Here is a 23,067-nt window from a genome sequence, read left to right on the forward strand (position 1 = left end):
GTTTTTTTCTGTTTAAAAATAACTTTCCCCGAGTCGTTTGAAGACGGGCTTTGTGTAATGTGATTTTTGTTTTGTGGCGGCAGGTTTTTCTTTTAAACCGACATACGTTTGAAGTATTTGCTTTGCTCGGTTTAATGACATATTCGCTTTCGGATTGCGATATGATTGATTTAAATTTCCTAAGTGTGGCAAAAATTCGAAGTCTTCTTTCGTTGGTGGCAGGTGAAAATAATAATCTCCAATTTCAATCAGCACGTCGGACTGTTGTTGACTATACTTGGGATTGTTAGAGAAATGTAGGCCCACTTTTCTTCCTTTACCTTCTTGCAATAGTTTTTGCAGCGCGCGTTTTTTCAAAAGATAAAGAAACTTTGGGTTTGGTGCGGTTTTAGCATGGCGGTTAACAGTATAAATGGCTTTTGCGATGTTTTCTGCTGTAGGTTCTATGTCTTTAGTATGAGCATAATCGTCCATTTTTTCTCTCCTTTGTCTTTCGTCTTCCTGTGCTTAGTATAAATTATACGTTTTTATTAGTAAATTGCAAATAGAGATATTGTAAAAAGAAAACCTTTGGTATAAAGGGATTATGGAGGGTTAAAAATTTTGTGTGTTCGAATCCCCCAATCTCCCCCAAAAAAACTTCAACTGATTCTATTTCTGTTGATTATATAGTATGTATATAAGTTATTAATGAAAGGAGGTAATATCATGACATTCAAAAAAGCATTCAATATAGGTTATCTTGTGTTGCTTTTATCTTTTGTTGTCGTATATTTCTTGCTTCCAGCCGATCAATTATTTACAGCAATTATGATCCTCACCGTACTATTCGGAGTATATCAATTTGTGATTTTTAAGAAACTAAAAGAACAAAAACAGCAATAAAAAACGCCCTTGTCTGCATTAGGCGAGGGCGGTTGAAATGTAGCCATTCTCATCGTTTGTATTTACAAAAGCCATTTAAGACGCCTTCTGCATTATTTTTCTTCTATCCATTTTATCTGGAGAGAATCCAGCTGTTTTAATTTTCTATATGCTAAAGGTGTCGTATTTTTTATTCTTTTAAACAAATTGATAAAATAACTTGTGCTGTTAAAGCCTACTTGGTAGGCGATTTCTGTAATATTGAAATCCGTTTCTTGGAGCAGGACGAGGCTTTGCTGAATTCTATATTCATTTACATAATGCATGGGTGATTTCTTTAAAATGTCTTTGAAGGATCTGCAGCATTCTGAGCGACTTAACTGTCCTGCACGAGCAATATCTTCGAGAAGGATCTTTTCATAATAATGCTGGTGAATCCAATTCAGCATAAGTTTCATCCGTTCATTTTTATCGTGTTTACGCGCATCATGTTTCATTTGGAATCCGTTTTGTAATAAGCATTTCCAAATGGTGATAAGCTGAATATTGAGTTCAAGTTCATAATATACCGGAGTTTCATCAATTAATTGTTGAATGATTTGAATGCATTGATAGATCTGCTTTGGCCAATGATCTTTTCGGTTGAATAAAATATAAGGTGTCTGGCTCGCACGCATATATGGATGGACAAATGTGGTGAATAATTCATTCGCTGTGATGAAAGAGGGAGAGACATTTAAACAAACATAAGTACATGCCGTCCCATTCGCATCTTTTGCCATGTGCAGGCAGCCACTATTGATGAAAATGCCATCTCCTTGCTTTAAACATAATGTTTCTTCATTGATATGAAATTCAGCTTCACCCTCTAAAATAAAGACAAATTGAAACTCGTCATGCCAGTGAAGAGGGATATAGCTGCTTCTATGATGACGAATTTTTGTATGATAAATAGCAATAGGCCATGTTGTCGTAGAATGCTCCGTCAATTCTTTCAGGTTGTAGTCAATCAGAAAATGATGGTTGTGCATAATTCTCCTCAATATTCTTTTATTTTTATGTTCAATTGATATATCAATATGTAACAAAGTGAACTACTATCAACTATATTATCATGATTTGTTGAGAATTGAGGAGAATGAAAATGAATAGGAGAAAGGGAATTTTACTTGTACTCATAGGCGCTATCTGCTGGGGAGTAGGAGGAACAATTTCACAAAAATTGTTTCAGCAATATGGGATTGATGTCAATTGGCTTGTGACGGTCCGGCTGCTCATTTCAGGGGGATTGCTTTTATTTGTTCATGTGATGACAAAAGAAAAAACACATCTGTTCGGTGTGTGGCAAAAGAAGAGGACAGCGATGCAAGTCCTTCTATTTGGGCTAATGGGTATGCTGGCTGTTCAATATACTTATATGGCATCCATTCAACATGGAAATGCTGCTGTGGCAACGCTGCTGCAGTATACAGCCCCTGTCATGATTATCGTGTATTTGGTCATTCGCAGGCAATCAACCTTCACTAGAAGAGATTTGGTCACAGTGGTATTGGCTTTAGCGGGTATGTTTTTCTTATTGACGAATGGTTCTATTTCAACATTAACCGTTCCATTTGTGGCAGTGATTTGGGGAATACTATCGGCTGTGTCGCTCTCGTTTTATACGTTATATCCGATCAGCCTGTTAAAACAATTCGACTCTCTAGTGGTTGTCGGCTGGGCGATGCTTATAGGAGGAGGCGCCCTTAGCTTGATCCATCCTCCATGGAAGGTCAATCTCACTCATTTACCTTTTGAAGCGTATGTCTATTTATTGTTTGTGGTCATATTTGGAACGATGATCGCTTTTTGGTTTTACATAGAAAGTTTGCAATACTTATCACCAAAAGAGTCGAGCTTAATTGGAAGTGTTGAGCCCCTTGCAGCAGTCGTCACGACTGTTTTCTGGTTAAAAGAGCCATTCGGACTTTTCCAATGGATAGGGACAGCTTGTATTGTCTATATGATTTTATTCTTGGCATTGTATCAGCCGAAAAAATGAGCGGGGTGGGCGATGAACAATAGAAGAAATGATAAGAAGAATTGACTGAATGAAATATAAACAAAGTGAACTATTAGTTCATGATAACTACCTATTTATCAAAATGGGTAGTTTCTCAAATGATATTTTTTTATATATGCAGTCCACCATATGCGCGTATATGTGATGCATACAGGATAAATTATTTTGTATGAATAGAATAAGCGCAATAAAAACAACCATTAAAGTCAGTTTCATTCGTCATTTGTTTGGCTTCATCCATGGCGCTTTCGCCATTCATGTGCAGGCCAATCAACGTACGGCTTGCAGCATCGCCTAAAAATGCACAATCTTCTGTATGTACAACAAACTGTCCCTGTTCATTTTTAGTATGAATAAAATAGTAACTTTTTAGCATTTCTTTCACCTCCAACCTGACTATCCTACTATAAAACGTTTAAAGATGTAAAGGAATTTAATTGTGAAAAACAAGAAAAAATGGATCAATAAAGCAAGCCTTCAAGCAGATTCTCTCAACAGAGGAAATGCATGAAGGACGTTTCATCCATGAAAAAAGGACTTTCCTGAAAAGAAAGTCCTTTTTGCTATTTACTTATTGAACTCCCTGCCCCTTTAGTTCACGCTGCACGTCTAAGTCGTCAGCTTCTCTGCTGAACTTTGGCAGTGTAATGAAGTAAAAAAGGAAGACAAGTAAAATAATAAAGCCCATTCCGTAATAAATATAAGAAACATTTGTGATGAGTTTTGGAAATAATACAGCAATCAGACCTAATGTCATCGATTGAGCAAACATAGTGAGCGGGTCAACCCATCCTGACACACGACCCATCAGTCGAGGATGGACGATTCTAGGCAGCCAGCCTCCAATGACAATGTTGACTGGGCCGATGCATGTACCAATGACAAATGAGGTGACATAAAACAACCATAATGTATGGGTAGAACCAAGGACAAAAATCAAAATACCTGCGACCAAAATTGGAATCGACATGAGATATTGCATCTTTACCTTTTTAGCGAGGACAGAGCCCATTAAGCTTCCAACGAGCAAGCCTGCACCGATCGCAATGGTAAAGAAGGATGTATGCAGTTCAAAATGGTCTGGTGAAAGTCCATATTTCATTGTAAACATCGGCAGAACGGCAAATGCGCCATTAACTAGACCGAAAACAAAAAAGCCAAAAATTAAAGAAGCCAATAATTTATTTTTTAAAATATATAGGATGCCTTCTTTAAAATCTTTCAGAGACGTTTTGATGGTCATGCCTCTCCAGCCAGCTTGTCCATTTGGCTGACGCGCTTCAATTGGAATGTTACATGAACGAATCAGGATGCCTGAAATAATAAAGCTGACCAAATCAATTGTAATGGCACCGTGAAGTCCAATCGTCTTATACATAATGGCACCGAGTCCAACGCCAAATACCATAAATAAACTAAACAGCATTTGATTTAAGCCAGCGGCTTTTGCATATTGATCTTTATTTAAAATCGCCTGAACGAGAGAAGCTTCAGCTGGATAGAAGAACTTCGTAATAGCACTTCGAATAAACAAGATCAAGAAAATAAGTGGCAGTGAATTAAAATAAATAACGATGAATAATACAATCGTCAGCCCAGCTCGTATCCAATCACAATTCTCTGCGACTTTTTTACGATCAAAACGGTCTGCGACCACACCGACCATAAAAAAGACAAAGACGGTAGGAAGAGAATACATAAGTTCAGCCAATGTGGCGTATGCGGGCTGATGACTAAAATGGTCGAGCAAATAAAAGGCAAACGCCATATTGCCTACTGTTGTCCCCATTTGCGAAGCAAGTGCCGCAAAAAAGAGACGAACAAAATTTCTGTTTTTAAAAATATCCATAAATACGCTCCTTAACCTGAAGATCCCACTTTATATCATATAAAATTTTAACCATTCGTACAATTGATTTCATCTACTGGCTAATGGTCACAGGTGTTCCGTTTGGAACGAGTGAAGCAAGCTCGATGACATTCTGATTATACATGCGAATGCATCCTCTAGAAACAGCTTTACCAATTGAAGACGGGTTATTCGTACCGTGAATGCCGTAATGAATTTTTGAGAGGCTCAGCCAATAAGCGCCAAAGGGACCTCCTGGGTTTGGCTGTCTGTTGACAATATAATAAGAACCTGTCGGTGTCATATTTAAAATTTTCCCTGTTGCAATCGGATACGAACGAATAAGCTGTGATCCAGAAAACAAAACGAGACGTTTCGTTGAAATCGAAACAAAGATGCGGTAAGGGATCGTATTAGGATCTGGCAAACCAGGTATGATGATGACCTCATTTTGTTCAGGCTCGCGAGCTTGAAGTGACGGATTTGCAGCCTTTAAGGCATCTGTTGTTGTTCGAAAATCAAGCGCTATAGAAGCAAGAGTTTCTCCTCTTTTCACCGTATATCGAAGCACCAAAGTACACTCCTTTTACTTAAATAAAAGAAGCCATGATGCCGTCACTTGACATACTATATGGACGGAATCAGGCTCAGTAAGGTTTCTCCTAACATTTGTCATGAAAAAGTACTTTGATTATACATATGCAGGAGAGGGCGGTTTGGCTTCTATTTATACACGAGATGTAAAGGTAAAAAAGGTTAACTCCGGCTTGGCTAAAAACCGAAGCGGGAGACGTGTTGTCCCAAGTCCACGGTTGACATAGATGCGGTGCTGACCGCTTTCGTATAAACCTTCTACATATGTACGGCCGTAAGGTGCTGTGAGAATCGGTCCATAGAAAGGCAGCTGCACTTGACCGCCATGCGTATGCCCGGAAAGCTGCAAGTTAATAGGTGTTGTTTTCAGCTCTAATGCTGCATCAGGCTCATGGACGAGCAGCAACGTAAATAAATCAGATGATACTTCCCGTTTGATCAAATCGTAATCAGGCACGCTCATCATAAGATCATCCAGTGCAGCAATCTGAATATGTGCATGATCTTTTTCTAATAGAAACACATCATTTTTACATAATGTAAATCCACAAGCCTCCATTGTTTTCTCATAAAGCTCCACTCCGAATGGTCCGTAGTCATGATTTCCGTAGATGGCTAGTTTACCGAACGGAGCATGAAGCTTATTCAAATAAGTCTTCGCTTTTTCATGCTCTTGGGTGGATGCTTGAAAATCAACGAGATCACCTGTGAACACAATGAGATCTGGAGATGCAGCATTGATTTTCTGAACGATGGCTTCTAGGTCCTTCGCAGGAAATGTATCACTCAAATGAACGTCACTAAATTGGGCTATTTTAAACTGGTCAAATGAAGCTGGAAGCTGAGCATCTTGAATGGTCAGTGACACGGTATCGATCATGCGCGGCTCAATGTACCTGGCATATCCATATCCACAACTTGTAGCCAAAAAACCGAGAATACTCGCACCAGCTGCTCCTTTTAAAAATTGTCTGCGGGAAAGCTGCTTCATATAAGACTCCTTTATAAATAAAATTAAGTATAGCATCATATTTGGATAATCTCCCATATGGTGCACCGAGGGTCAATCATGATATGATAGACAATAATGAATGAATAGTCATTCAAATCATACAAAGGGGGAGAACAAATGACGAAGCAAACAGTGATTGTCACAGGGGGATCAAGCGGTATGGGGAAGGCAATGGCTGCCCATTTGGCAGCTGAAGGCTGGAATGTTGTGATTACTGGTAGAACGGAAGAGACGCTGGAAAAGACGGCAAAAGAAATGAAGCAGAAGGGCGGAGCAGTCGCTTACTTCCAAATGGATGTGCGAAACCCAGAGGATGCTGACCAAATGGTCAAGTTTGCGGTGGATACATTTGGTGATGTCGATGCCCTCATTAACAACGCAGCAGGAAATTTTTTAGTGCCAGCAGAAAAGCTGTCTCCTAACGGCTGGAAAGCTGTGATTGATATTGTGTTAAATGGTACATTTTTTTGCAGCCATGCAGTGGGCAATTACTGGATTCGGCAAAAGAAAAGGGGCAGTATACTTAACATGGTGGCTACCTATGCATGGGGTGCTGGTGTAGGCGTGGCGCATTCGGCGGCAGCAAAGGCCGGCGTGTTGTCCCTGACTCGAACGCTTGCTGTTGAATGGGGGAGGCAATATCGAATTCGCGTCAATGCCATCGCACCAGGCCCAATCGAGAGAACAGGCGGAGCAGATAAACTATGGGAATCAGAAGAAGCAGCGCAAAGAACATTAGATAGCGTTCCTCTTGGCAGACTGGGCACACCTGAGGAAATTGCAGCGCTTGCGAGCTTTTTATTATCGGAGCATGCGTCTTATATAAATGGAGATTGTATTACGATGGATGGGGGACAATGGCTCAACCAATCACCATTTTGATTGACGATGTAAGACCTGCTTTTGATGTGGTATAATCACACAAAGAGAGAAGCAGGTGATGAAAATGGTCGATCCATTGGATATTTTAACGAATATTGAAGATGTTTTCCCGCACTATCAAGCAATATTCAGTGCGGAAGAGCAAAAAGTGATAGGCTATGAGATTCTAGGAAGAATGAAGCTTGAGTCAGAAACGGTCAGCCTAGGCTCCTTCTTTACGGATTCATCTATTCCTGACGAATATAAATTGGAAGTAGATCACAAAGTACTGACTCAAGCACTTGATCTCTTCACAACAGCAGATGACGATTTGCTCATTTTTATTAATCATGATGCCAATATCCTCATGCTGGATCACGGGGAAAGCTTTTTAGAACTCTTAAAGGAATATGAAGCAAGGGGCATTCAGCTTAACCGGTTTGTTATTGAGTTTGCAGAGCATACGTTTAGCGGCGACATTGAACAGCTTTACCATACGTTAACGTATTATCGTACATATGGGATTAAAATCGCCGTCTCAAATATAGGAAAAGAAAGCAGTAATCTGGACCGGATTGCCTTGCTTTCACCTGATTTATTAAAAATAGATTTACAGGCATTAAAGGCATCGGCTCCATCTCCTTCCTATGAATATGTCTTGTACAGCATTTCATTGCTTGCAAGAAAAATAGGAGCTGCTTTAATTTATGAGGACATTGAAGCAAATTTCCAGCTACAGTATGCTTGGAGAAATGGCGGGAGATATTTTCAAGGGTTCTATCTTCATGAGCCTGCAGGAGAATTAATCGATCGAAGCCACCGAAAAGATCAGCTTAGAGAAGAATTCCAGCAATTTATTGCCCATGAGAAAAAGAAGCTGCAAGCTGTCTACGAACATTCTGAAACATTTTATAAACGAATTCATCAAGCTGTTACGACTTTAAAGAAATCGTGCAGCACAAATGATGAGCTCATTCAAAAACTGGCACTTGAACTAACAGATTGCAGCTTTCGGATTTATATGTGTAATGAAGAAGGCTTTCAAATCACTGGAAATGTGTTCAAAAAAGAAGAAGAATGGTTGTTTCAGCCGGAGTATATAGAAAAAAACTGGAGCTGGCGTCCTTATTTCCTAGCAAATATTCTTCAAATGAGAATTAGCGGAAAAGGATTTTTCAGCGATATTTATAGTGATTTAGAAACAGGTGAGAGGATACGTACGTTTTCTTATCCTTTAGAGGGAGATATGTATTTGTTTATAGACCTTCCATATGCCTATTTATATGAGCAAGATGGATTAATTTGAAGACGCGGCGTGAAGACTAATCCTCGCATTCTTTGTCAGTCCTGCGTGGCAGTGCTCACGAATGTATAATTCGCTCCGGTACTCGTCCTTCCTAGACTTCAAAGGTTTTCTATCACACTGAAATGTAAACAAAAGGAATTTCAGCTTTTTGTCATCAATCTGAGCAGCCTCGTAGGCTGCTTTTTTTGATAGAAAAAAGAAAATAAAAAATGGTTGACAATGAAACTGATAATCATTATCATTTAGTTATAGAGAGAAGCTACTCTCTGTTCCCCAACCCCTCTATCAGATCAAGATCCAAAAAACTTGGCGCTACCCCCGCCAAGTTTTTTTTGTGCTTCAATCTTTCCCTTCATGCATAGGACAGCCCAAACCCTCCATACATCTTAAGTGATGATAGTTAGACAGTAGGAGGGAAACATCATGATCAAACGTGACACGCGGCTGCTCATTGATTTGCCAAGACCAGATCACCCAGATGCAAATGGTGCCGCTGCTGTGCAAGAATTACTCGGCGGAAAATTCGGTGAAATGTCCACATTAAATAATTACATGTTTCAATCCTTTAACTTTAGAGGGAAACGAAAACTCAAACCGTTTTATGACCTCGTATCCAGTATTACAGCTGAAGAATTCGGTCATGTTGAGCTTGTGACCACAGCCATCAATCTCATGATTACAGGAACTACCCATGGAGGAGATCCAGATACGACGCCGATGAAGGCAGCTGTCGATAAACGAAATACACAGCATTTTATTCAAACAGCCCAAACAGGCTATCCGTTTGATTCAATGGCAAAACCTTGGACAGGAGAGAATGTGTTCTCAAGCGGCAACCTGATTCTTGACCTCCTTCATAATTTCTTCCTTGAATGCGGAGCACGTACGCACAAAATGCGTGTATATGAAATGACGGACCACCCTACAGCAAGAGAGATGATCGGTTATTTACTTGTCAGGGGCGGCGTGCATATTGTGGCATATGCAAAGGCACTAGAAGTCGCTACAGGAGTAGATGTAGGGAAGATGCTCCCAATCCCAAATCTCGATAATAAATACTTTGATTCAGCGAGAAAATTTGAAGACCAGAATGTTCATACAAAGCTGTATACATTTAGTGATACGGACTACAAGGATATCAATAAAATTTGGAAAGGGAGCCACCCGATTGATGGAAAACCGCTCACAGTCATTGAAGGCACCCCGCAAGGTGCACCTGTGCCAGATTATAGAGAATTACCGGAAGAGTTTGCTCCAGGCATTTCAAAAGAGGATTTTGATGAAATTGCGAAACGGCTGATGAGATCTGCTGGTTTATAAAAATCATGGTGCATGAGATTAGAAAAAAGACTCAAACTAAAAAAACAGATTCTTTTTCTTTTTTTGAATTCAAGAGGAAAAATATCATCTGAGAACACTTTATGGTATGATGCTTTGTAGGACTTGTGTATAATCAATACGGGTTCATCTTGAGTTGTTTTTTTGAAAGGAGTCTTTTTTTAGAATGTCACAATTAATGGGTATCATTACAAGGCTGCAAAGTCTTCAAGAGACAGCAGAAGCTGCAAACGAGCCGGCACAGCGTTATTTCGAAGTGAACGGTGAGAAAATCTGTAGTGTTAAGTATTTCGAAAAGAATCAAACGTTTGAATTGACTGTTTTTCAACAAGGGGATAAGCCAAACACTTTCCCATTTGACAACATTGATATGATTTCGATTGAGATTTTTGAGCTTCTACAATCCTAAGCTGAATCGTATGAAATGTTTTTTCTGAGGATTCCTTCGTTTATTGCGGCAGCATACATGGATCATCATAGATGATATGTACAAATGGAAGATGATCAATCAGCGCATTTTTCGGATAAGAGACCATTAAAAAGGAGTTCCTTTCTGTGAGTGATTCTTTTTTCTACAATCTTTCTGAAGATCGTTTAGCGTTTTCTGATGTCGTCATGAGAATGAAAGACTTTATTCGAAAAGACCCTAGGTCCGCCTATGTGTTATCAATTGGTACGGACTCTCAGGTCAATCAAAATGTCACAACATTTATGACTGCAATTCATCTCCACCGGATTGGCAAAGGAGCTTGGGGCTGCCTCACACAACAAGTGATTGAAAGACCCGTGCAAAGTCTTAGAGAAAAAATTTCATTAGAGACAGCGTTTAGCCAAAAGGTATGTGCAGACATCCTTGAGGGGCCTTTAACAGAACTGATGGATTTGCTTCTTCCGTTTGCTGAGGAAGGGGCAGACCTTCGTTTTGAAGCCCATCTGGACATTGGCAAAAAAGGAAGTACAAAAGAGCTGATCCAGGAAATGACCGGAATGATCACAGCTATGGGAATTGAAGCGAAAATAAAACCCGACTCATATGCAGCATTTTGCTATGCCAATCGATATACAAAATAAATTCCGTCATTTTTCTCCAAACCTTGTCGAAACGTGCGGTTGACGATTCGATTCTAGTTCCTTATTCTAGCTGTATAGAGAGGAAGCAGACATTCAAAAGCCTGCTAATCAATATAAAAGCATATATGAAACAGGGGGCCTGATGTTGAATGAGCGTCATCGAAAATCGTTTTAATGAAGAAGAGAAAAAGCTATTATTAAACGTATTGCTGAATCAGGAATATGCTGTCGAATTACTAAGCAGTGAGATCAATGATATAGAATGTGGAACAAAAAATGTCGACGACAATACGTATAAGCAATTGATCACATTGTATGACAGAGTAAGGTTTGAGAATTAATATTGCTTTAACATTCTATTAGATACTCGGGGGCTGAGTATCTTTTTTATGCAGAAAAAATCTTTCGACAAAATTCGTTTTAGTTTATGCTTAATCGTAATGGGGAATGTATGATTGATGATTGAGAGAAAAGGGGTCGAAGAAACATGATAGAGATAGAGCCGACTCAATTGCTTGAGTCCACAGTAGCCGAGCATATGATTGATGCAGATAAAGTCGCACATGTTCAAATTGGCAATAACCTTGAGCATGCCCTATTGGTCCTAACCAAAACAGGATATACAGCTATTCCGGTATTAGACGCTTCTTATCATTTACACGGGTTAATTGGAACGAATATGATTATGGATAAAATCTTCGGTTTAGAACGAATCGAATTTGAGAAGCTCGACCAGTTGAAGGTCGAAGAGGTTATGCTGAAGGATATTCCGAGACTCAAAACGACAGATCCTGTAATAAAAGGCGTTCACGCTGTGACAAATAATGGATTTGTTTGTGTAGTAAATGAGGAGCAAGTCTTTGAAGGCATTTTTACTCGACGAGTTGTATTAAAGCGCTTAAATGAGGTCATTCATTCCGCGAAAAAATGAGCTGCAGCCCAGCTTATTTTTTTTGCCTTCATAAGTTAAAATTTATATAATGAGCATATGAAATAAGAAAAACTTATAGAGAGAAAGGGGACGCCCATGCAGCTTCAGGAGTTACATATGCTTGTTGTGCTAAGTGAAGAATTGAATATGAGGAAGGCTTCGGAACGGCTCTTTGTCTCTCAGCCTGCATTATCGCAAAGATTGCAGACGATCGAAAAGGAATGGGGAACGAAAATCTTTTTTCGTTCACAAAAGGGGCTGACCGTGACTTCAGCAGGTGAACAGATTATCCAATTTGCAAAAGAAGTAACGGTTGAACAGGATCGAGTGAGAGAACGAATTGATGAACTTGAGGGTGACATTCACGGTACACTCAAGCTTGCGGTGGCGTCGATTATTGGACAGCACTGGCTGCCAAAGGTGTTAAAACGGTATGTCGAAAAATATCCAAATGCCAAGGTGTCACTCGTTACCGGCTGGAGCAGTGAAATGCTCAAAAGCTTGTATGAAGACCATGTGCACATAGGAATCATTCGCGGAAACCCTGATTGGAAGGGGACAAAGGAATACTTGATGACAGATCATTTATACTTAGTCGATTCCGTGATCAAGGACGTAGATGAATTAATCAAGACTGAACGGCCATTTATCCAATTTAAAAGCGACAGCACGTATTATCAGGAAATCCAGCACTGGTGGCATCAAAAATTTAAAGTATCTCCAAAGCAGACGATTTTAGTAGACCAAATTGAAACATGTAAACAAATGGCCTACCACGGCATCGGCTACGCCATTTTGCCTTCTGTTACTCTATATGACCACGAAAAAAGTGTTTATAAAACACCGCTTGTTGATGTGAACGGAGAGCAAATCGGCCGTGACACATGGCTGCTAGGCTATGAAGCGTCTTTTCAGTTAAAACAGGTACAAGCATTTGTTGGTGTGGTTAAAGAAATGCTTGAAAATGATGCCGTGTAAGTACCTTCTTGGAATAGGGAGGTACTTTTTTTTATGAAATCATTTGACAATGAAAATCATTATCATTTAAAGTGTACATATAATAATTGAAAATGATTATCATTTAGATGAGGTGACCGATAGATGAAAGCACTAATTGCATTTGCGAGTATGTCTGGAAATACGGAAGATATGGCAGCGATCTTAAAGCAAACACTTGAAGGAAAAGGGATAGATACAGAGATGATGGAATTTGATGATACGAACGCAGAGGACCTATCCTCATACGATTACGTATTCATTGGTTCTTATACTTGGGGTGATGGAGATTTGCCATATGAAGCAGAGGATTTTTATGAGGAGGTCTCTACTCTTGAACTTAGTCACATAAAAGCAGCTGTCTTTGGATCGGGTGATTACAGCTATCCAAAGTTTTGCGAGGCTGTCCATACATTCCATGACATGCTGAAATCAACGGGTGCATCTGTTTTTCCTGAAACATTAAAAATGGAGCTTGCACCGGATACAGATGAAGATGTGGCGTGCTGTCAGGAATTTGCTGTGAGCTTTTTAACGTGGGCCGCTTTGTCTGAGAAACGAGTTGAAAATCATGTTTCATAAAGGAGCAACAGCCGTTGCAGCATCTAAAAGTGGTGGATACTTTGTTGCTGTAAAACGTGAAGGTATTTTTCACTATAGTGTGGAGAGCGGATGGCAGCAGCTATTTAAGCTCAAGCATAAAATTCATGCGATCAGCTATATTGGCCCTTATTTATTCGGTGTTGGTGAAAATGGCACAGTGATTAGATCAGGAGATGAAGGCAATACATGGGCGTTATCTTCATTTCCAACAAACGCAGTCGTCTGGTCTATTACAGGACGCAAAGATGGGTTTGTATGTGCGCATGGAAAACATAGTATCTATGTGTCAAATGATTTCGGAATTTCCTGGGAAATTATGAAGCCATTTGCTCATGTGAATCATCCGCCGGTCATTCGTTCTTTATGTGCTGCAGGTGACCACCTTTATATTGGAACACAGATTCATGAAGTTCACGGAGGAATATGGGTGTATGACTTGCAGAGTGAACAAATTTTTCTTTTAAACAGAGAGGAGCACCGAATGACAGCTTCTATGCTTCTCTGTCATGAACATCTTCTTGTTTGTGCATTAGGTTCAAAAAAAGGCAAAAAAGGATCTGTTCAAATTTTAGATTTACATACAAATATTCTGCATGATATTCAATCACAGGCCTTTGCTAGAGAAGAATCATTTTTGGATGTATCAGAGGATAATGGCATTGTGTATGTGACTACCTCACAAGACGAACACGGATTTTCTAAAGTGTATCAGCTTGATATTGAGCAAAAAGAGCTCAAATGGTTTGATACGATCAAAGGACACGGTTTTCGTGTAGCCAATCAAAACGAAAACTTTTTCTGTGCGGGTTTATATGAAAGTAAGTTTGTCAGGCCGTATGAGGAGCCTGCATTGATTCATTGATAAGGAGGAAGAAAAAGTGACAGAAAAGGTTTTATTGGTGTATGCCACGATGTCTGGAAATACAGAAGCGATGGCAGATTTAATTGAAAAAGGTATAACGGAAGCAGGAGCCAGCGTGGACCGGCATGAAGCGATGGATATTGATGCGGAGCTGCTTAATGATTACTCGCACATTATGTTAGGTGCGTATACATGGGGAGATGGCGATCTTCCGGATGATTTTATTGATTTATATGAAGAAATGGAAGAGCTTGATTTAACGGGAAAAGCATTTGCAGTATTCGGTTCTGGCGATACATCTTACGAACATTTTTGCGGAGCTGTTGACCTAATCGAAGAAAAAGTGAAGGAGCTTGGCGGTGACATTGTCCTCCCATCAGTTAAAATTGAGCTGAATCCAGAAGGAGAGGAAGAAGACGAATTAATTTCTTTTGGTAAACAATTTGTTCAGCTTCACCAGCAAGAAGCGGGATAATCGGTCCCGCTTGTTTTATTTTCCATTGAGGAGATGACTCTTTCACTTGTCATTAAAACACTCCTTTGGTACAGTAATGAAGTATAAATTAAGAGGAGGACATACATACATGAAACAAATGGATGCTAATGAAATTATTTCATTTATTCAAAATAGTACAAAATCAACACCTGTCAAAGTCTATATTAAAGGTGACTTAGAAGGTATTGAGTTTGGTGAACATGCAAAAACATTCATCACAGGAAACACTGGAGTTGTTTTCGGTGAGTGGAGTGAAATTCAAGAAGTGTTAGCATCAAACAAAGACAAAATTGAAGATGTTGTCGTGGAAAATGACCGCCGCAACTCTGCAATTCCGATGTTAGATTTGAAAAACATTAAAGCCCGTATTGAGCCAGGGGCAATCATCCGTGACCAAGTTGAAATCGGTGATAATGCAGTCATTATGATGGGTGCTTCTATTAATATCGGTTCTGTGATTGGCGAAGGTACGATGATTGACATGAACGTGGTGCTTGGCGGCCGTGCGACAGTAGGTAAGAACTGTCATATCGGTGCTGGATCTGTTCTTGCAGGTGTTATTGAGCCGCCGTCTGCTAAACCAGTTGTGGTAGAAGATGACGTTGTCATCGGTGCGAACGCTGTTGTTCTAGAAGGCGTGACAATTGGTAAAGGTGCAGTAGTAGCTGCTGGTGCGATCGTTGTGAACGATGTAGAGCCTTACACAGTTGTAGCAGGTACACCTGCTAAGAAAATCAAAGACATCGATGAAAAAACAAAAGGTAAGACTGAAATCAAACAAGAACTGCGTCAGCTTTAATCATATAATTCGCAGCTGAAGACAAAGACGTGGATGAGATATCCACGTCTTATTCGTATAGAAGAAAGGAAGTGAGTTCACTTGTTAAATCGTGAGCAATTAATATCCATTCGAAGAGATTTACACCAAATCCCTGAGCTTGGTTTCCAAGAATTTAAAACACAAGCTTATCTCATTCAGCATTTGGACACCTATTCAAAAGATCGAGTTGAGATTGAAACGTGGCGAACTGGGCTTTTTGTAAAAGTGAAAGGGACAAATCCAACGCGCGTATTTGCTTATCGTGCAGATATGGATGGCCTGTCTATACCCGAGGAAACAGGGTATCCATTTGAATCTGTGCATGAAGGGAAGATGCATGCATGTGGACATGACCTTCATATGACCATTGCACTTGGTATCATCGATCATTTCGTTCATGAACCGATCAAAGAAGACGTATTATTTATCTTCCAGCCGGCAGAAGAAGGTCCAGGCGGTGCCGAACCAATGCTTGCAAGTGATGTTCTCAAAAAATGGACGCCAGACTTTATTACAGCGCTGCATATCGCACCTGAATATCCTGTTGGAACAATTGCTACAAAGCCTGGTTTGTTATTTGCCAATACGAGTGAGCTTGTGATTGAGCTTGAAGGAAAAGGCGGACACGCTGCATATCCTCATTTAGCAAATGATATGGTTGTTGCTGCAAGTGCTCTTGTAGGTCAGCTGCAATCGGTGATTTCGCGTAATGTTGATCCCCTTGATAGTGCGGTCATTACAGTGGGCACGATTACTGGAGGAACGGCTCAAAATATTATTGCGCAGCATGCAAAGCTTGACGGTACCATTCGCACACTTTCGCCAGAGTCTATGGACAAGGTGAGAAAGCGAATTGAAGCATTGGCAAAAGGAATTGAAATTGGCTACGAATGCAAAGCAACCGTTCGTTACCCTTCGTCTTATTACGAAGTGGACAATTCAAAGGATTTGACAGAGGAATTTATGTCATATGTAGCCGAAGAAGGACTTGCGAATGTGATTGAATGCAGAGAAGCCATGACAGGAGAAGATTTTGGCTACATGCTGAAAAAATATCCCGGCTTCATGTTTTGGTTAGGGGTCGATTCAGAATACGGCCTCCATCATGCAAAGCTCCAGCCGGATGAAAACGCGATTGAAACAGCTGTGAATGTCATGACGGCTTATTTTAAAAAGCAAGCTGGTGAATGAATAATCGAGCTGCCTCCTGTACACCTTATGAACAGGAGGTGTTCTTGATTATGACAAGAATTGGTGTAGAACAATCTTTATCCGATGTAGAAGAACTATTGAAGCAAAAAGGGTATGATGTCGTACGTATTCAAAATGAACAGCAAATGGATCAGTGTGACTGTTATGTCGTCACAGGATTAGATTCAAATGTTCTTGGCATTTCAGACACAACAACAAAGGCATCTGTTATTACAGCATCAGGTATGACGGCTGATGAAATTTGCCAAGAAGTAGAACAGCGTGTTCAATAAAACAAGAAAAAGAACCGGTAGATTATGATCCCGGTTCTTTTTGCTCTTTTTCTATATCGAGTACTTCTTTCATTTTTTTGCGCAAGATTCGTTCTACCCGCCATTGCTCCATTGTTTCAGTTTTCGCTATGATGCGCAGCACAAGGGAAGAAGAACCGAACGCCTCCACGCCGACAACTTGAGGACCTTCGATAATTTGAGGAGTTTCCTCCCGCACCTCATCACAGGCAGCTTGAAGGGCTGTGATCATTTGATCCACATTTTCATCCGGAGACAGCTCAATATCAACGAGTGCCTGCATCGTCCCTCTTGAATGGTTGCTCACATTCAGTATGCTGCGATTAGGAATGAAATGAAGGGTGCCGTCGAAGCTTCGAAGCTGTGTGGTTCTTAGTCCAATTTGTTCGACAATCCCATCAAAGCCAGCGACCGTTATATATTCTCCTACATCAAATTGTTTTTCCAATAGTATAAAGAATCCGGTCACAATATCACTCACTAACCCTTGAGCGCCAAAACCGATCGCAAGTCCTACAACGCCTGCACCTGCCAGCAAAGCAGTCGGGTTATAATGAAATAAGTCGAGGATCATCACAACTAGAATAAAAATCAATAAGTAGGCGAAAATATTTAACGTTAGACTTTGCAGCGTCTGGGCTCTTGATAAAGAGACTTCATGCTTTTCAGCGAATGTGGAATAGGCTCGCTTAATCATCTTGTTTCCTATGGCTCTGATGATAAAGTAAATGGCAAAAATGGCGACTAGTTTTAGCAAAATCATACTGCTATTGAGGATAATGGAAACCCAATCTACTTGTTGAAATGCTCTCATGATCTTCAAAACCTTTCTATGTATGCTCTAAAAGAGAAGCTAATCATTTGTTCCCTTATGCAAGTCATGTTAAACTTTTGATAGGTGAAGCAGGAATTGTGACAAATCGTTAATTAAATTTATTATTAATTAATATTGACTAAAAATCGCATAAGTATTATAATTGTAATTGTGAAGTTATTAACTAAATGAGAATTTTAAGTTTTGATTCTCATTTTATATACAGCTAAGAAGACTGTATAAAGATATTATTTTTTGGAGGGATTTACATATGGCAGAGCGTTTTGTAGGAAAACAAGCTCCACGTTTTGAAATGGAAGCAGTACTTGCTAACAAGGAATTTGGTAAAGTAAGTTTAGAGGAAAACATGAAGAATGACAAATGGACAGTTCTTTTCTTCTATCCAATGGATTTCACATTTGTTTGCCCAACTGAAATTACTGCAATGAGCGATCGTTATGACGAGTTCGAAGATTTAGATGCAGAAATCATCGGTGTATCTACTGATACAATCCACACGCATCTTGCTTGGATCAATACAGACCGTAAAGACAATGGTCTAGGTGAATTAAAATACCCGTTAGCTGCTGATACTAACCACACAGTGTCTAGAGAATACGGCGTTTTAATTGAAGAAGAAGGAATTGCTCTTCGCGGTTTATTCATCATTAACCCAGAAGGCGAACTTCAATACCAAACAGTATTCCACAACAATATCGGTCGTGATGTAGATGAGACATTACGTGTTCTTCAAGCATTACAAACTGGTGGACTTTGCCCAGCGAACTGGAAACCTGGTCAAAAAACACTTTAATTGATAACTGAAGAAACAGGAGGGTCTAACTGATGTTAGACCTTTTTGTTTCGACACATACAATGGATGGAGGCGCTTCATAATGAAATTACGTCAACCAATGCCAGAACTAACTGGTGCAAAAGAGTGGTTAAATGGAGAAGTAACAAAAGAAGATTTGATTGGTGACAAACCAACATTGATTCATTTCTGGTCAGTCAGCTGTCATCTTTGTAAAGAGGCAATGCCTCAAGTCAATCAATTCCGTGATGAGTACAAGGATCAACTAAACGTTGTAGCAGTTCATATGCCTCGTTCAGAAGATGACCTAGATCTAGAAAAAATCAAAGAAGTTGCGAAAGAACATGAAATTACGCAGCCAATCTTTGTGGACAGTGATCATCACCTAACAGAAGCCTTTGAAAACGAATATGTACCTGCATATTATGTATTTGATAAAACAGGTGCTTTGCGTCACTTCCAAGCCGGCGGAAGCGGAATGAAAATGCTTGAAAAGCGTGTCAATCGAGTGCTTTCTGAGTCTGAAAAGGCTGCAGAATAGACTTTCCCCCATAAATGGGGGTTTTTTCATGGGCAAAAACAGGCGGCGTATTGCACTGGATGAGTTTATTATTCCTAAGAAAAGAGAAAATGAGGGAGTTTATTAAAAAATATCCCTGAAACAAAAAGGTATAACGACCTATTTACATTTTTGTTTTGAAATGAAATTGTAAAGATTTTAACTTTTTACTATTCAGAACGTTTTTGCACAAAAGAAATTTCAGTTAGGTAAATAACTATATAAATCAAGTAGTATAAGCGTTTATTCAATTTTTTTACAATATTTTAAGGTTTGTCAAAAGCCTATAGTGGCAATGAAATAAGTGCCGATTCTTCCTCCTTGGCAAAATTTTAGTTGAAAATACCTATCTGTTAGCAAACTGTAAAATGATAAAAAAATAGTTGATAAAATTAGTTTTCTAATCTAATATTTACTATAGAATATTTTTTATATGATGAGGGGGAAATCCATTGTTTAATGAGAGGGAAGCGTTACGTTTACGATTGGAACAATTAAACGAGGCAGAAGTAAAGGTCATCCGTGAATATCAAATTGAGCGCGATGCGATTTATGCAAAATTAAGAGAATTAGACCGTCAAGGAACAGGTCTAGTGTCAGATACAAAAAAAGAAGTACGTACAGAAAGAAAGACAGATTCACTGCCTGTATTAGCTGAGCTTGCTGCGCAAGAAATGAGAAGCTACCAGCAGCCGGCACAACCACAATCATCATCTTTAGGAACAGGACAGCTAAACGGTGCACCTGTAGGTATTCCTGAAGGATCGACAAGACGCAGAAGAGGCACAGCTCGTCCTGGCTCAAAGGCAGCGAAGCTTCGTGAAGCTGCGATTAAAACGTTAAAACGTCATAATGCAGCGATTAAAAGCTCAGAGCTTCAAAAAGAGATCGAAAAAGAGAGCGGTCTTGAAATCCCAAATATGACAACGTTTATGCAAAGCTTAATTAAAATGTATCCTGAAGTGAAGAAGCCTTATCGCGGACAGTATATTTTAGAAGGCGACATTCAAACAGAAGACGAATAAATAAAAAAACTGCTGGGCGTCAAGCCAGCAGTTTTTTTATTCGAGAATTACTTCTTTTGATCAACTGTATAGACAATTTTGCGTTCCTTAGGCAGGTGATCACGCTGTTTTTTAAAGCCGTCGATTTTGACTGTCATGACTTCTCCATTACGCTGCACAGCATCGACTTGTTCCTGAAGTGTTTGAACTTGTTCGTTGAGTTTCTTCAAAATCGGTTCGATTTCTTCTGTCGTTTGCAGGATGCGGTCTCGTGAGAATGGCTGTGAATTTGTTTGTGCTGACTGGTCAATATCAGCAAAATGAGATGCGATCCATTCCTCGCTTTCTGCTAACTGCTTTTGATAGCTCGTGAGCGTTTCATAAAAAATCGCTTCTTTTGCTTTTTCAATTTGCAGTAATTTCTCCTGCGTTTCATAAAAACGCTCTTGAAGGTGTCTGACGCCTTCCTGTAATACATGGAGCTCTGCGTTTTTATCGCCCAAATTTTGCTGCAGCTTTTCAATCACTGCGGATAAAGTATTTCCTTTTTTCTCCTCTTTTGCAAGTCGTTTATCTTGATCCTCTATCCGTTCATTTAATTGTTGCGAGATTTCCTTATATTTGACAACTTTCAAATGCAGCCTGTGTTTTTCTTCTGTTTCTTTTCTTCTATGATAGGTTTCCTTTTGCAGCATCTCATGGAGAAGGACCATTTTATGTAACAATTCTGATTTGCTGTAGGAGAGATCCTGTATTTTTGAGGCAGCATCATGTTGATCATTGGTTATTTCATCCAGTTGTTGTTTTAATTGCGTGTAATCCTTTTTCATCTCATGATATTCTTGAGTTAGCTTCTTATTTTTAGAATACGTATACGAGGACTGTAAATCAGAGATCATTTGTTGATATTTGGCAGTTTCAGCTTTTAAGTATAAATTCTCTTGAGATAGATCATGGAATAGGGGAGAAGCATGGCGCCTGTTCATCGATAGACCCTCCTTATTCATGTTACCAATAAAGTATGCGAAAGGAGTGCGATTAGAACAACCATATCAAAGGAGGATGAGAGGATGCACGTAGTGAATGTGATTTTAGCTGGAGGAGCTTCCAGACGTTTTGGAGAGCCAAAGGCAAGTCATATGTATCAAGGGAAACCATTATATGAGCATGTGAAAGAGCAGCTTTTAGAGGGGCAGACTGTCATCATCAGTCATCCATCGCTTCTTCCTTTTTTCAAAGCAAGAGGTGAACAAAGTGTGTGGTTAGATGATGAAGAGGTGCGCGGATGCGGACCGCTTGCTGGCATATATACAGCAATGCAAAAGCAAGAAGCAGAATGGTATTTAGTGACGGCATGTGACATGCCTTTCATACGGAAGAAAACGGCGGAAGTATTATCGTCCTATTGCAGTGAGCACGCAGATGCCATCATCCCGCTTGTTCAGGGCAGATTACAGCCTTTATTTGCACTTTATCACCGCCGCTCTCTGCCGTTTATTCGCGCGTGCTTAAAAGAGAATCAATTAGCCATTAAAGATTTGCTTCAAAAGCTTCATGTGCGTATCGTTTCAGAGAAAGAACTGAACGTGACATCAAACGAATTTCGTAATATCAATAAAAGAAGCGATTTACCTGAAAACGGTATGATATGATACATAAAAAAACGGTGAGGAGAGAACAGCATTGAATGACCGATATTCAAGACAAATCTTGTTCCCTCCGGTTGGGGAAAAAGGGCAGAATGCGCTGGCTGAAAGTCATGTGCTGATCGTTGGAGCCGGTGCACTTGGTACCGCTTCTGCGGAAGGGCTTGTCCGGTCTGGCATCGGTACGCTTACGATTGTCGATCGTGATTATGTGGAATTTTCAAATTTACAGCGGCAGCAGCTCTACACGGAACATGATGCAAAGGCACATGTACCAAAAGCAGCTGCGGCACAAAAACGTCTCGAGCAGATCAATCATGAAGTGACCATACACGCTCTGATTGAAGATGCAGGGGCGGAGCTGTTAAGGCCGTTATTCCAGAGAGCAGATATCGTCATTGATGCAACAGATAATTTTGAGACAAGAATGGTGATGAATGACTTATCACTAGAAACGAAGACGCCGTGGATATATGGTGCTTGTGTGAGCAGTCAGGGGATGTATATGACCATATTGCCGGATAAAACGCCATGTTTATCATGTGTGTTCACGGCAATGCCTGTTGGCGGCTTGACGTGTGATACAGCGGGGATTATTTCACCTGCTGTTCAAATGGTTTCTGCTTATCAGCAAACAGAGGCACTAAAATATTTAACAGGGCATGAAGATCAAATCGAGCGGAAATTTGTCACGTTTGATCTTTGGCAGTCCACATCATTTAAAATGGATTTATCTCGCACTAAAGAGAAGAACTGTCCAACTTGCGGCATCGCAAGAACCTATCCTTATTTACATGATCAGCGTAAAAAATCGACGGTCCTTTGCGGACGTGACACCGTTCAAATTGTTTCAAAGGATTTAGCAAAACTCTCATTTCAGCATATGAAAGAGCGGCTCTCATCTATTTGTGAGGTGAAAGTAAACGACTTCTTAATCCATGTACGCTACGAAAATTACCGGATGGTCTGTTTCAAAGGAGGACGTGCATTAATCCATGGAACAAATGATGAAAAAGAAGCCAATTCATTACTAGCGAGACTGCTAGGGATATAGGAGTGAAGT

29 protein-coding genes are annotated in these 23,067 nt (G+C 39.9%); 21 read left to right on the forward strand and 8 right to left on the reverse strand.

What is annotated here, in order from left to right; translation table 11 throughout:
• Window positions 1–12 precede the first annotated feature (12 nt).
• On the reverse strand, window positions 13–474 hold the full coding sequence (locus tag QR42_RS06640) for a YkyB family protein (RefSeq protein WP_008356877.1): 462 nt from the start codon (window positions 472–474) through the stop codon (window positions 13–15).
• A gap of 234 nt (window positions 475–708) precedes the next feature.
• Here QR42_RS06640 and QR42_RS19455 point away from each other — a divergent pair, with 234 nt between their 5' ends.
• Window positions 709–885 (forward strand): hypothetical protein, encoded by a 177-nt coding sequence (locus QR42_RS19455; protein WP_180272404.1) that lies wholly within the window; start codon window positions 709–711, stop codon window positions 883–885.
• 92 nt (window positions 886–977) lie between these two features.
• On the opposite strand, the gene QR42_RS06645 is transcribed toward QR42_RS19455, so the two are convergent.
• Window positions 978–1,895, reverse strand: a complete 918-nt coding sequence (locus tag QR42_RS06645) for an AraC family transcriptional regulator (protein ID WP_039178130.1) — start codon at window positions 1,893–1,895, stop codon at window positions 978–980.
• Between the two features lie 113 nt (window positions 1,896–2,008).
• Here QR42_RS06645 and QR42_RS06650 point away from each other — a divergent pair, with 113 nt between their 5' ends.
• Window positions 2,009–2,905 carry a DMT family transporter gene (locus tag QR42_RS06650; RefSeq protein WP_039178132.1) on the forward strand — a complete coding sequence of 299 codons (897 nt, stop codon included), beginning with the start codon at window positions 2,009–2,011 and terminating at the stop codon, window positions 2,903–2,905.
• A gap of 181 nt (window positions 2,906–3,086) precedes the next feature.
• Here QR42_RS06650 and QR42_RS06655 read toward each other — a convergent pair whose 3' ends face one another.
• The 4 genes from QR42_RS06655 to QR42_RS06670 all read right to left on the reverse strand — a co-directional run bounded on the left by QR42_RS06655 (window position 3,087) and on the right by QR42_RS06670 (window position 6,360).
• A complete protein-coding gene (locus QR42_RS06655; RefSeq protein WP_039178134.1) occupies window positions 3,087–3,302 on the reverse strand; it encodes a hypothetical protein in 216 nt (71 codons plus the stop codon).
• A gap of 195 nt (window positions 3,303–3,497) precedes the next feature.
• Window positions 3,498–4,775 (reverse strand): MFS transporter, encoded by a 1,278-nt coding sequence (locus QR42_RS06660; protein WP_039178137.1) that lies wholly within the window; start codon window positions 4,773–4,775, stop codon window positions 3,498–3,500.
• A gap of 73 nt (window positions 4,776–4,848) precedes the next feature.
• Complete coding sequence (locus QR42_RS06665; protein ID WP_039178139.1) at window positions 4,849–5,346, reverse strand: L,D-transpeptidase family protein; 498 nt, start codon at window positions 5,344–5,346, stop codon at window positions 4,849–4,851.
• Window positions 5,347–5,502: 156 nt separating this feature from the next.
• Window positions 5,503–6,360: a metallophosphoesterase gene (locus QR42_RS06670; RefSeq protein ID WP_039178141.1), complete on the reverse strand. Its 858-nt coding sequence runs from the start codon at window positions 6,358–6,360 to the stop codon at window positions 5,503–5,505.
• Window positions 6,361–6,498: 138 nt separating this feature from the next.
• Between QR42_RS06670 and fadH the strand changes: the two genes are divergently transcribed.
• From fadH to QR42_RS06740, 14 genes are all read left to right on the forward strand, one after another.
• Window positions 6,499–7,263, forward strand: a complete 765-nt coding sequence (gene fadH / locus QR42_RS06675; RefSeq protein WP_039178144.1) for a 2,4-dienoyl-CoA reductase — start codon at window positions 6,499–6,501, stop codon at window positions 7,261–7,263.
• Between the two features lie 64 nt (window positions 7,264–7,327).
• Window positions 7,328–8,548 (forward strand): EAL domain-containing protein, encoded by a 1,221-nt coding sequence (locus QR42_RS06680; protein WP_024426863.1) that lies wholly within the window; start codon window positions 7,328–7,330, stop codon window positions 8,546–8,548.
• A 423-nt stretch (window positions 8,549–8,971) separates the two neighbouring features.
• Window positions 8,972–9,868, forward strand: a complete 897-nt coding sequence (locus QR42_RS06685; RefSeq protein WP_024424718.1) for a manganese catalase family protein — start codon at window positions 8,972–8,974, stop codon at window positions 9,866–9,868.
• A 184-nt stretch (window positions 9,869–10,052) separates the two neighbouring features.
• Window positions 10,053–10,295 carry a YkuJ family protein gene (locus QR42_RS06690; protein ID WP_003212254.1) on the forward strand — a complete coding sequence of 81 codons (243 nt, stop codon included), beginning with the start codon at window positions 10,053–10,055 and terminating at the stop codon, window positions 10,293–10,295.
• 146 nt (window positions 10,296–10,441) lie between these two features.
• Window positions 10,442–10,957: a ribonuclease H-like YkuK family protein gene (locus QR42_RS06695; RefSeq protein ID WP_039178147.1), complete on the forward strand. Its 516-nt coding sequence runs from the start codon at window positions 10,442–10,444 to the stop codon at window positions 10,955–10,957.
• Window positions 10,958–11,106: 149 nt separating this feature from the next.
• Window positions 11,107–11,298, forward strand: a complete 192-nt coding sequence (gene abbA / locus QR42_RS06700) for an antirepressor AbbA (RefSeq protein ID WP_003210802.1) — start codon at window positions 11,107–11,109, stop codon at window positions 11,296–11,298.
• A gap of 146 nt (window positions 11,299–11,444) precedes the next feature.
• On the forward strand, window positions 11,445–11,888 hold the full coding sequence (gene cbpB, locus QR42_RS06705) for a cyclic-di-AMP-binding protein CbpB (RefSeq protein ID WP_039178150.1): 444 nt from the start codon (window positions 11,445–11,447) through the stop codon (window positions 11,886–11,888).
• Between the two features lie 96 nt (window positions 11,889–11,984).
• Window positions 11,985–12,866 (forward strand): transcriptional regulator CcpC, encoded by an 882-nt coding sequence (locus tag QR42_RS06710; RefSeq protein WP_024424721.1) that lies wholly within the window; start codon window positions 11,985–11,987, stop codon window positions 12,864–12,866.
• A 123-nt stretch (window positions 12,867–12,989) separates the two neighbouring features.
• Entirely contained in the window at window positions 12,990–13,466 is a 477-nt protein-coding gene (locus tag QR42_RS06715; RefSeq protein WP_039178153.1) for a flavodoxin, read from the forward strand.
• Window positions 13,456–14,349, forward strand: a complete 894-nt coding sequence (locus QR42_RS06720) for a WD40/YVTN/BNR-like repeat-containing protein (RefSeq protein WP_034281596.1) — start codon at window positions 13,456–13,458, stop codon at window positions 14,347–14,349. Before QR42_RS06715 ends, QR42_RS06720 begins: the two co-directional genes overlap by 11 nt.
• A gap of 16 nt (window positions 14,350–14,365) precedes the next feature.
• On the forward strand, window positions 14,366–14,824 hold the full coding sequence (locus QR42_RS06725) for a flavodoxin (protein ID WP_039178158.1): 459 nt from the start codon (window positions 14,366–14,368) through the stop codon (window positions 14,822–14,824).
• Between the two features lie 109 nt (window positions 14,825–14,933).
• On the forward strand, window positions 14,934–15,644 hold the full coding sequence (gene dapD, locus QR42_RS06730; protein WP_039178160.1) for a 2,3,4,5-tetrahydropyridine-2,6-dicarboxylate N-acetyltransferase: 711 nt from the start codon (window positions 14,934–14,936) through the stop codon (window positions 15,642–15,644).
• Window positions 15,645–15,725: 81 nt separating this feature from the next.
• A complete protein-coding gene (locus QR42_RS06735; protein WP_039178162.1) occupies window positions 15,726–16,856 on the forward strand; it encodes an N-acetyldiaminopimelate deacetylase in 1,131 nt (376 codons plus the stop codon).
• A gap of 50 nt (window positions 16,857–16,906) precedes the next feature.
• Window positions 16,907–17,149 carry a YkuS family protein gene (locus tag QR42_RS06740; protein WP_024424725.1) on the forward strand — a complete coding sequence of 81 codons (243 nt, stop codon included), beginning with the start codon at window positions 16,907–16,909 and terminating at the stop codon, window positions 17,147–17,149.
• A gap of 22 nt (window positions 17,150–17,171) precedes the next feature.
• Here QR42_RS06740 and QR42_RS06745 read toward each other — a convergent pair whose 3' ends face one another.
• Window positions 17,172–17,981: a mechanosensitive ion channel family protein gene (locus QR42_RS06745; RefSeq protein WP_024424726.1), complete on the reverse strand. Its 810-nt coding sequence runs from the start codon at window positions 17,979–17,981 to the stop codon at window positions 17,172–17,174.
• Between the two features lie 271 nt (window positions 17,982–18,252).
• On the opposite strand from QR42_RS06745, the gene ahpA reads away from it, so the two are divergent.
• The 3 genes from ahpA to rok all read left to right on the forward strand — a co-directional run bounded on the left by ahpA (window position 18,253) and on the right by rok (window position 20,379).
• The gene (ahpA, locus tag QR42_RS06750) at window positions 18,253–18,795 is read left to right on the forward strand and encodes a biofilm-specific peroxidase AhpA (RefSeq protein ID WP_003211758.1); all 543 of its coding nucleotides are present in this window, start codon (window positions 18,253–18,255) and stop codon (window positions 18,793–18,795) included.
• 82 nt (window positions 18,796–18,877) lie between these two features.
• Window positions 18,878–19,336: a TlpA family protein disulfide reductase gene (locus tag QR42_RS06755; RefSeq protein ID WP_024424727.1), complete on the forward strand. Its 459-nt coding sequence runs from the start codon at window positions 18,878–18,880 to the stop codon at window positions 19,334–19,336.
• Between the two features lie 470 nt (window positions 19,337–19,806).
• Window positions 19,807–20,379, forward strand: a complete 573-nt coding sequence (gene rok / locus QR42_RS06760; protein WP_024426871.1) for a transcriptional regulator Rok — start codon at window positions 19,807–19,809, stop codon at window positions 20,377–20,379.
• Between the two features lie 47 nt (window positions 20,380–20,426).
• On the opposite strand, the gene QR42_RS06765 is transcribed toward rok, so the two are convergent.
• Window positions 20,427–21,344, reverse strand: coding sequence for a coiled-coil domain-containing protein (locus QR42_RS06765; protein WP_039178167.1), 918 nt, complete (start codon window positions 21,342–21,344; stop codon window positions 20,427–20,429).
• A gap of 84 nt (window positions 21,345–21,428) precedes the next feature.
• Between QR42_RS06765 and QR42_RS06770 the strand changes: the two genes are divergently transcribed.
• Together QR42_RS06770 and QR42_RS06775 are read left to right on the forward strand one after the other, a co-directional pair.
• Window positions 21,429–22,010, forward strand: a complete 582-nt coding sequence (locus QR42_RS06770) for a molybdenum cofactor guanylyltransferase (RefSeq protein WP_039178170.1) — start codon at window positions 21,429–21,431, stop codon at window positions 22,008–22,010.
• A 31-nt stretch (window positions 22,011–22,041) separates the two neighbouring features.
• Window positions 22,042–23,058 (forward strand): thiazole biosynthesis adenylyltransferase ThiF, encoded by a 1,017-nt coding sequence (locus QR42_RS06775; RefSeq protein ID WP_039178172.1) that lies wholly within the window; start codon window positions 22,042–22,044, stop codon window positions 23,056–23,058.
• The last annotated feature ends 9 nt before the right edge of the window (window positions 23,059–23,067 follow it).

The organism is Bacillus sp. WP8, assembly GCF_000800825.1.
In the GTDB taxonomy this organism is placed as follows: Bacteria; Bacillota; Bacilli; order Bacillales; family Bacillaceae; genus Bacillus; species Bacillus safensis.

Coding starts and splice junctions, on each gene's coding strand:
- QR42_RS06640 (WP_008356877.1), bottom strand. CDS start 474: ATGGACGATTATGCTCATACTAAAGACATAGAACCTACAGCAGAAAAC.
- QR42_RS19455 (WP_180272404.1), top strand. CDS start 709: ATGACATTCAAAAAAGCATTCAATATAGGTTATCTTGTGTTGCTTTTA.
- QR42_RS06645 (WP_039178130.1), bottom strand. CDS start 1,895: ATGCACAACCATCATTTTCTGATTGACTACAACCTGAAAGAATTGACG.
- QR42_RS06650 (WP_039178132.1), top strand. CDS start 2,009: ATGAATAGGAGAAAGGGAATTTTACTTGTACTCATAGGCGCTATCTGC.
- QR42_RS06655 (WP_039178134.1), bottom strand. CDS start 3,302: ATGCTAAAAAGTTACTATTTTATTCATACTAAAAATGAACAGGGACAG.
- QR42_RS06660 (WP_039178137.1), bottom strand. CDS start 4,775: ATGGATATTTTTAAAAACAGAAATTTTGTTCGTCTCTTTTTTGCGGCA.
- QR42_RS06670 (WP_039178141.1), bottom strand. CDS start 6,360: ATGAAGCAGCTTTCCCGCAGACAATTTTTAAAAGGAGCAGCTGGTGCG.
- fadH (WP_039178144.1), top strand. CDS start 6,499: ATGACGAAGCAAACAGTGATTGTCACAGGGGGATCAAGCGGTATGGGG.
- QR42_RS06680 (WP_024426863.1), top strand. CDS start 7,328: ATGGTCGATCCATTGGATATTTTAACGAATATTGAAGATGTTTTCCCG.
- QR42_RS06685 (WP_024424718.1), top strand. CDS start 8,972: ATGATCAAACGTGACACGCGGCTGCTCATTGATTTGCCAAGACCAGAT.
- QR42_RS06690 (WP_003212254.1), top strand. CDS start 10,053: ATGTCACAATTAATGGGTATCATTACAAGGCTGCAAAGTCTTCAAGAG.
- abbA (WP_003210802.1), top strand. CDS start 11,107: ATGAGCGTCATCGAAAATCGTTTTAATGAAGAAGAGAAAAAGCTATTA.
- cbpB (WP_039178150.1), top strand. CDS start 11,445: ATGATAGAGATAGAGCCGACTCAATTGCTTGAGTCCACAGTAGCCGAG.
- QR42_RS06710 (WP_024424721.1), top strand. CDS start 11,985: ATGCAGCTTCAGGAGTTACATATGCTTGTTGTGCTAAGTGAAGAATTG.
- QR42_RS06715 (WP_039178153.1), top strand. CDS start 12,990: ATGAAAGCACTAATTGCATTTGCGAGTATGTCTGGAAATACGGAAGAT.
- QR42_RS06720 (WP_034281596.1), top strand. CDS start 13,456: ATGTTTCATAAAGGAGCAACAGCCGTTGCAGCATCTAAAAGTGGTGGA.
- dapD (WP_039178160.1), top strand. CDS start 14,934: ATGAAACAAATGGATGCTAATGAAATTATTTCATTTATTCAAAATAGT.
- QR42_RS06740 (WP_024424725.1), top strand. CDS start 16,907: ATGACAAGAATTGGTGTAGAACAATCTTTATCCGATGTAGAAGAACTA.
- QR42_RS06745 (WP_024424726.1), bottom strand. CDS start 17,981: ATGAGAGCATTTCAACAAGTAGATTGGGTTTCCATTATCCTCAATAGC.
- ahpA (WP_003211758.1), top strand. CDS start 18,253: ATGGCAGAGCGTTTTGTAGGAAAACAAGCTCCACGTTTTGAAATGGAA.
- QR42_RS06755 (WP_024424727.1), top strand. CDS start 18,878: ATGAAATTACGTCAACCAATGCCAGAACTAACTGGTGCAAAAGAGTGG.
- QR42_RS06765 (WP_039178167.1), bottom strand. CDS start 21,344: ATGAACAGGCGCCATGCTTCTCCCCTATTCCATGATCTATCTCAAGAG.
- QR42_RS06770 (WP_039178170.1), top strand. CDS start 21,429: ATGCACGTAGTGAATGTGATTTTAGCTGGAGGAGCTTCCAGACGTTTT.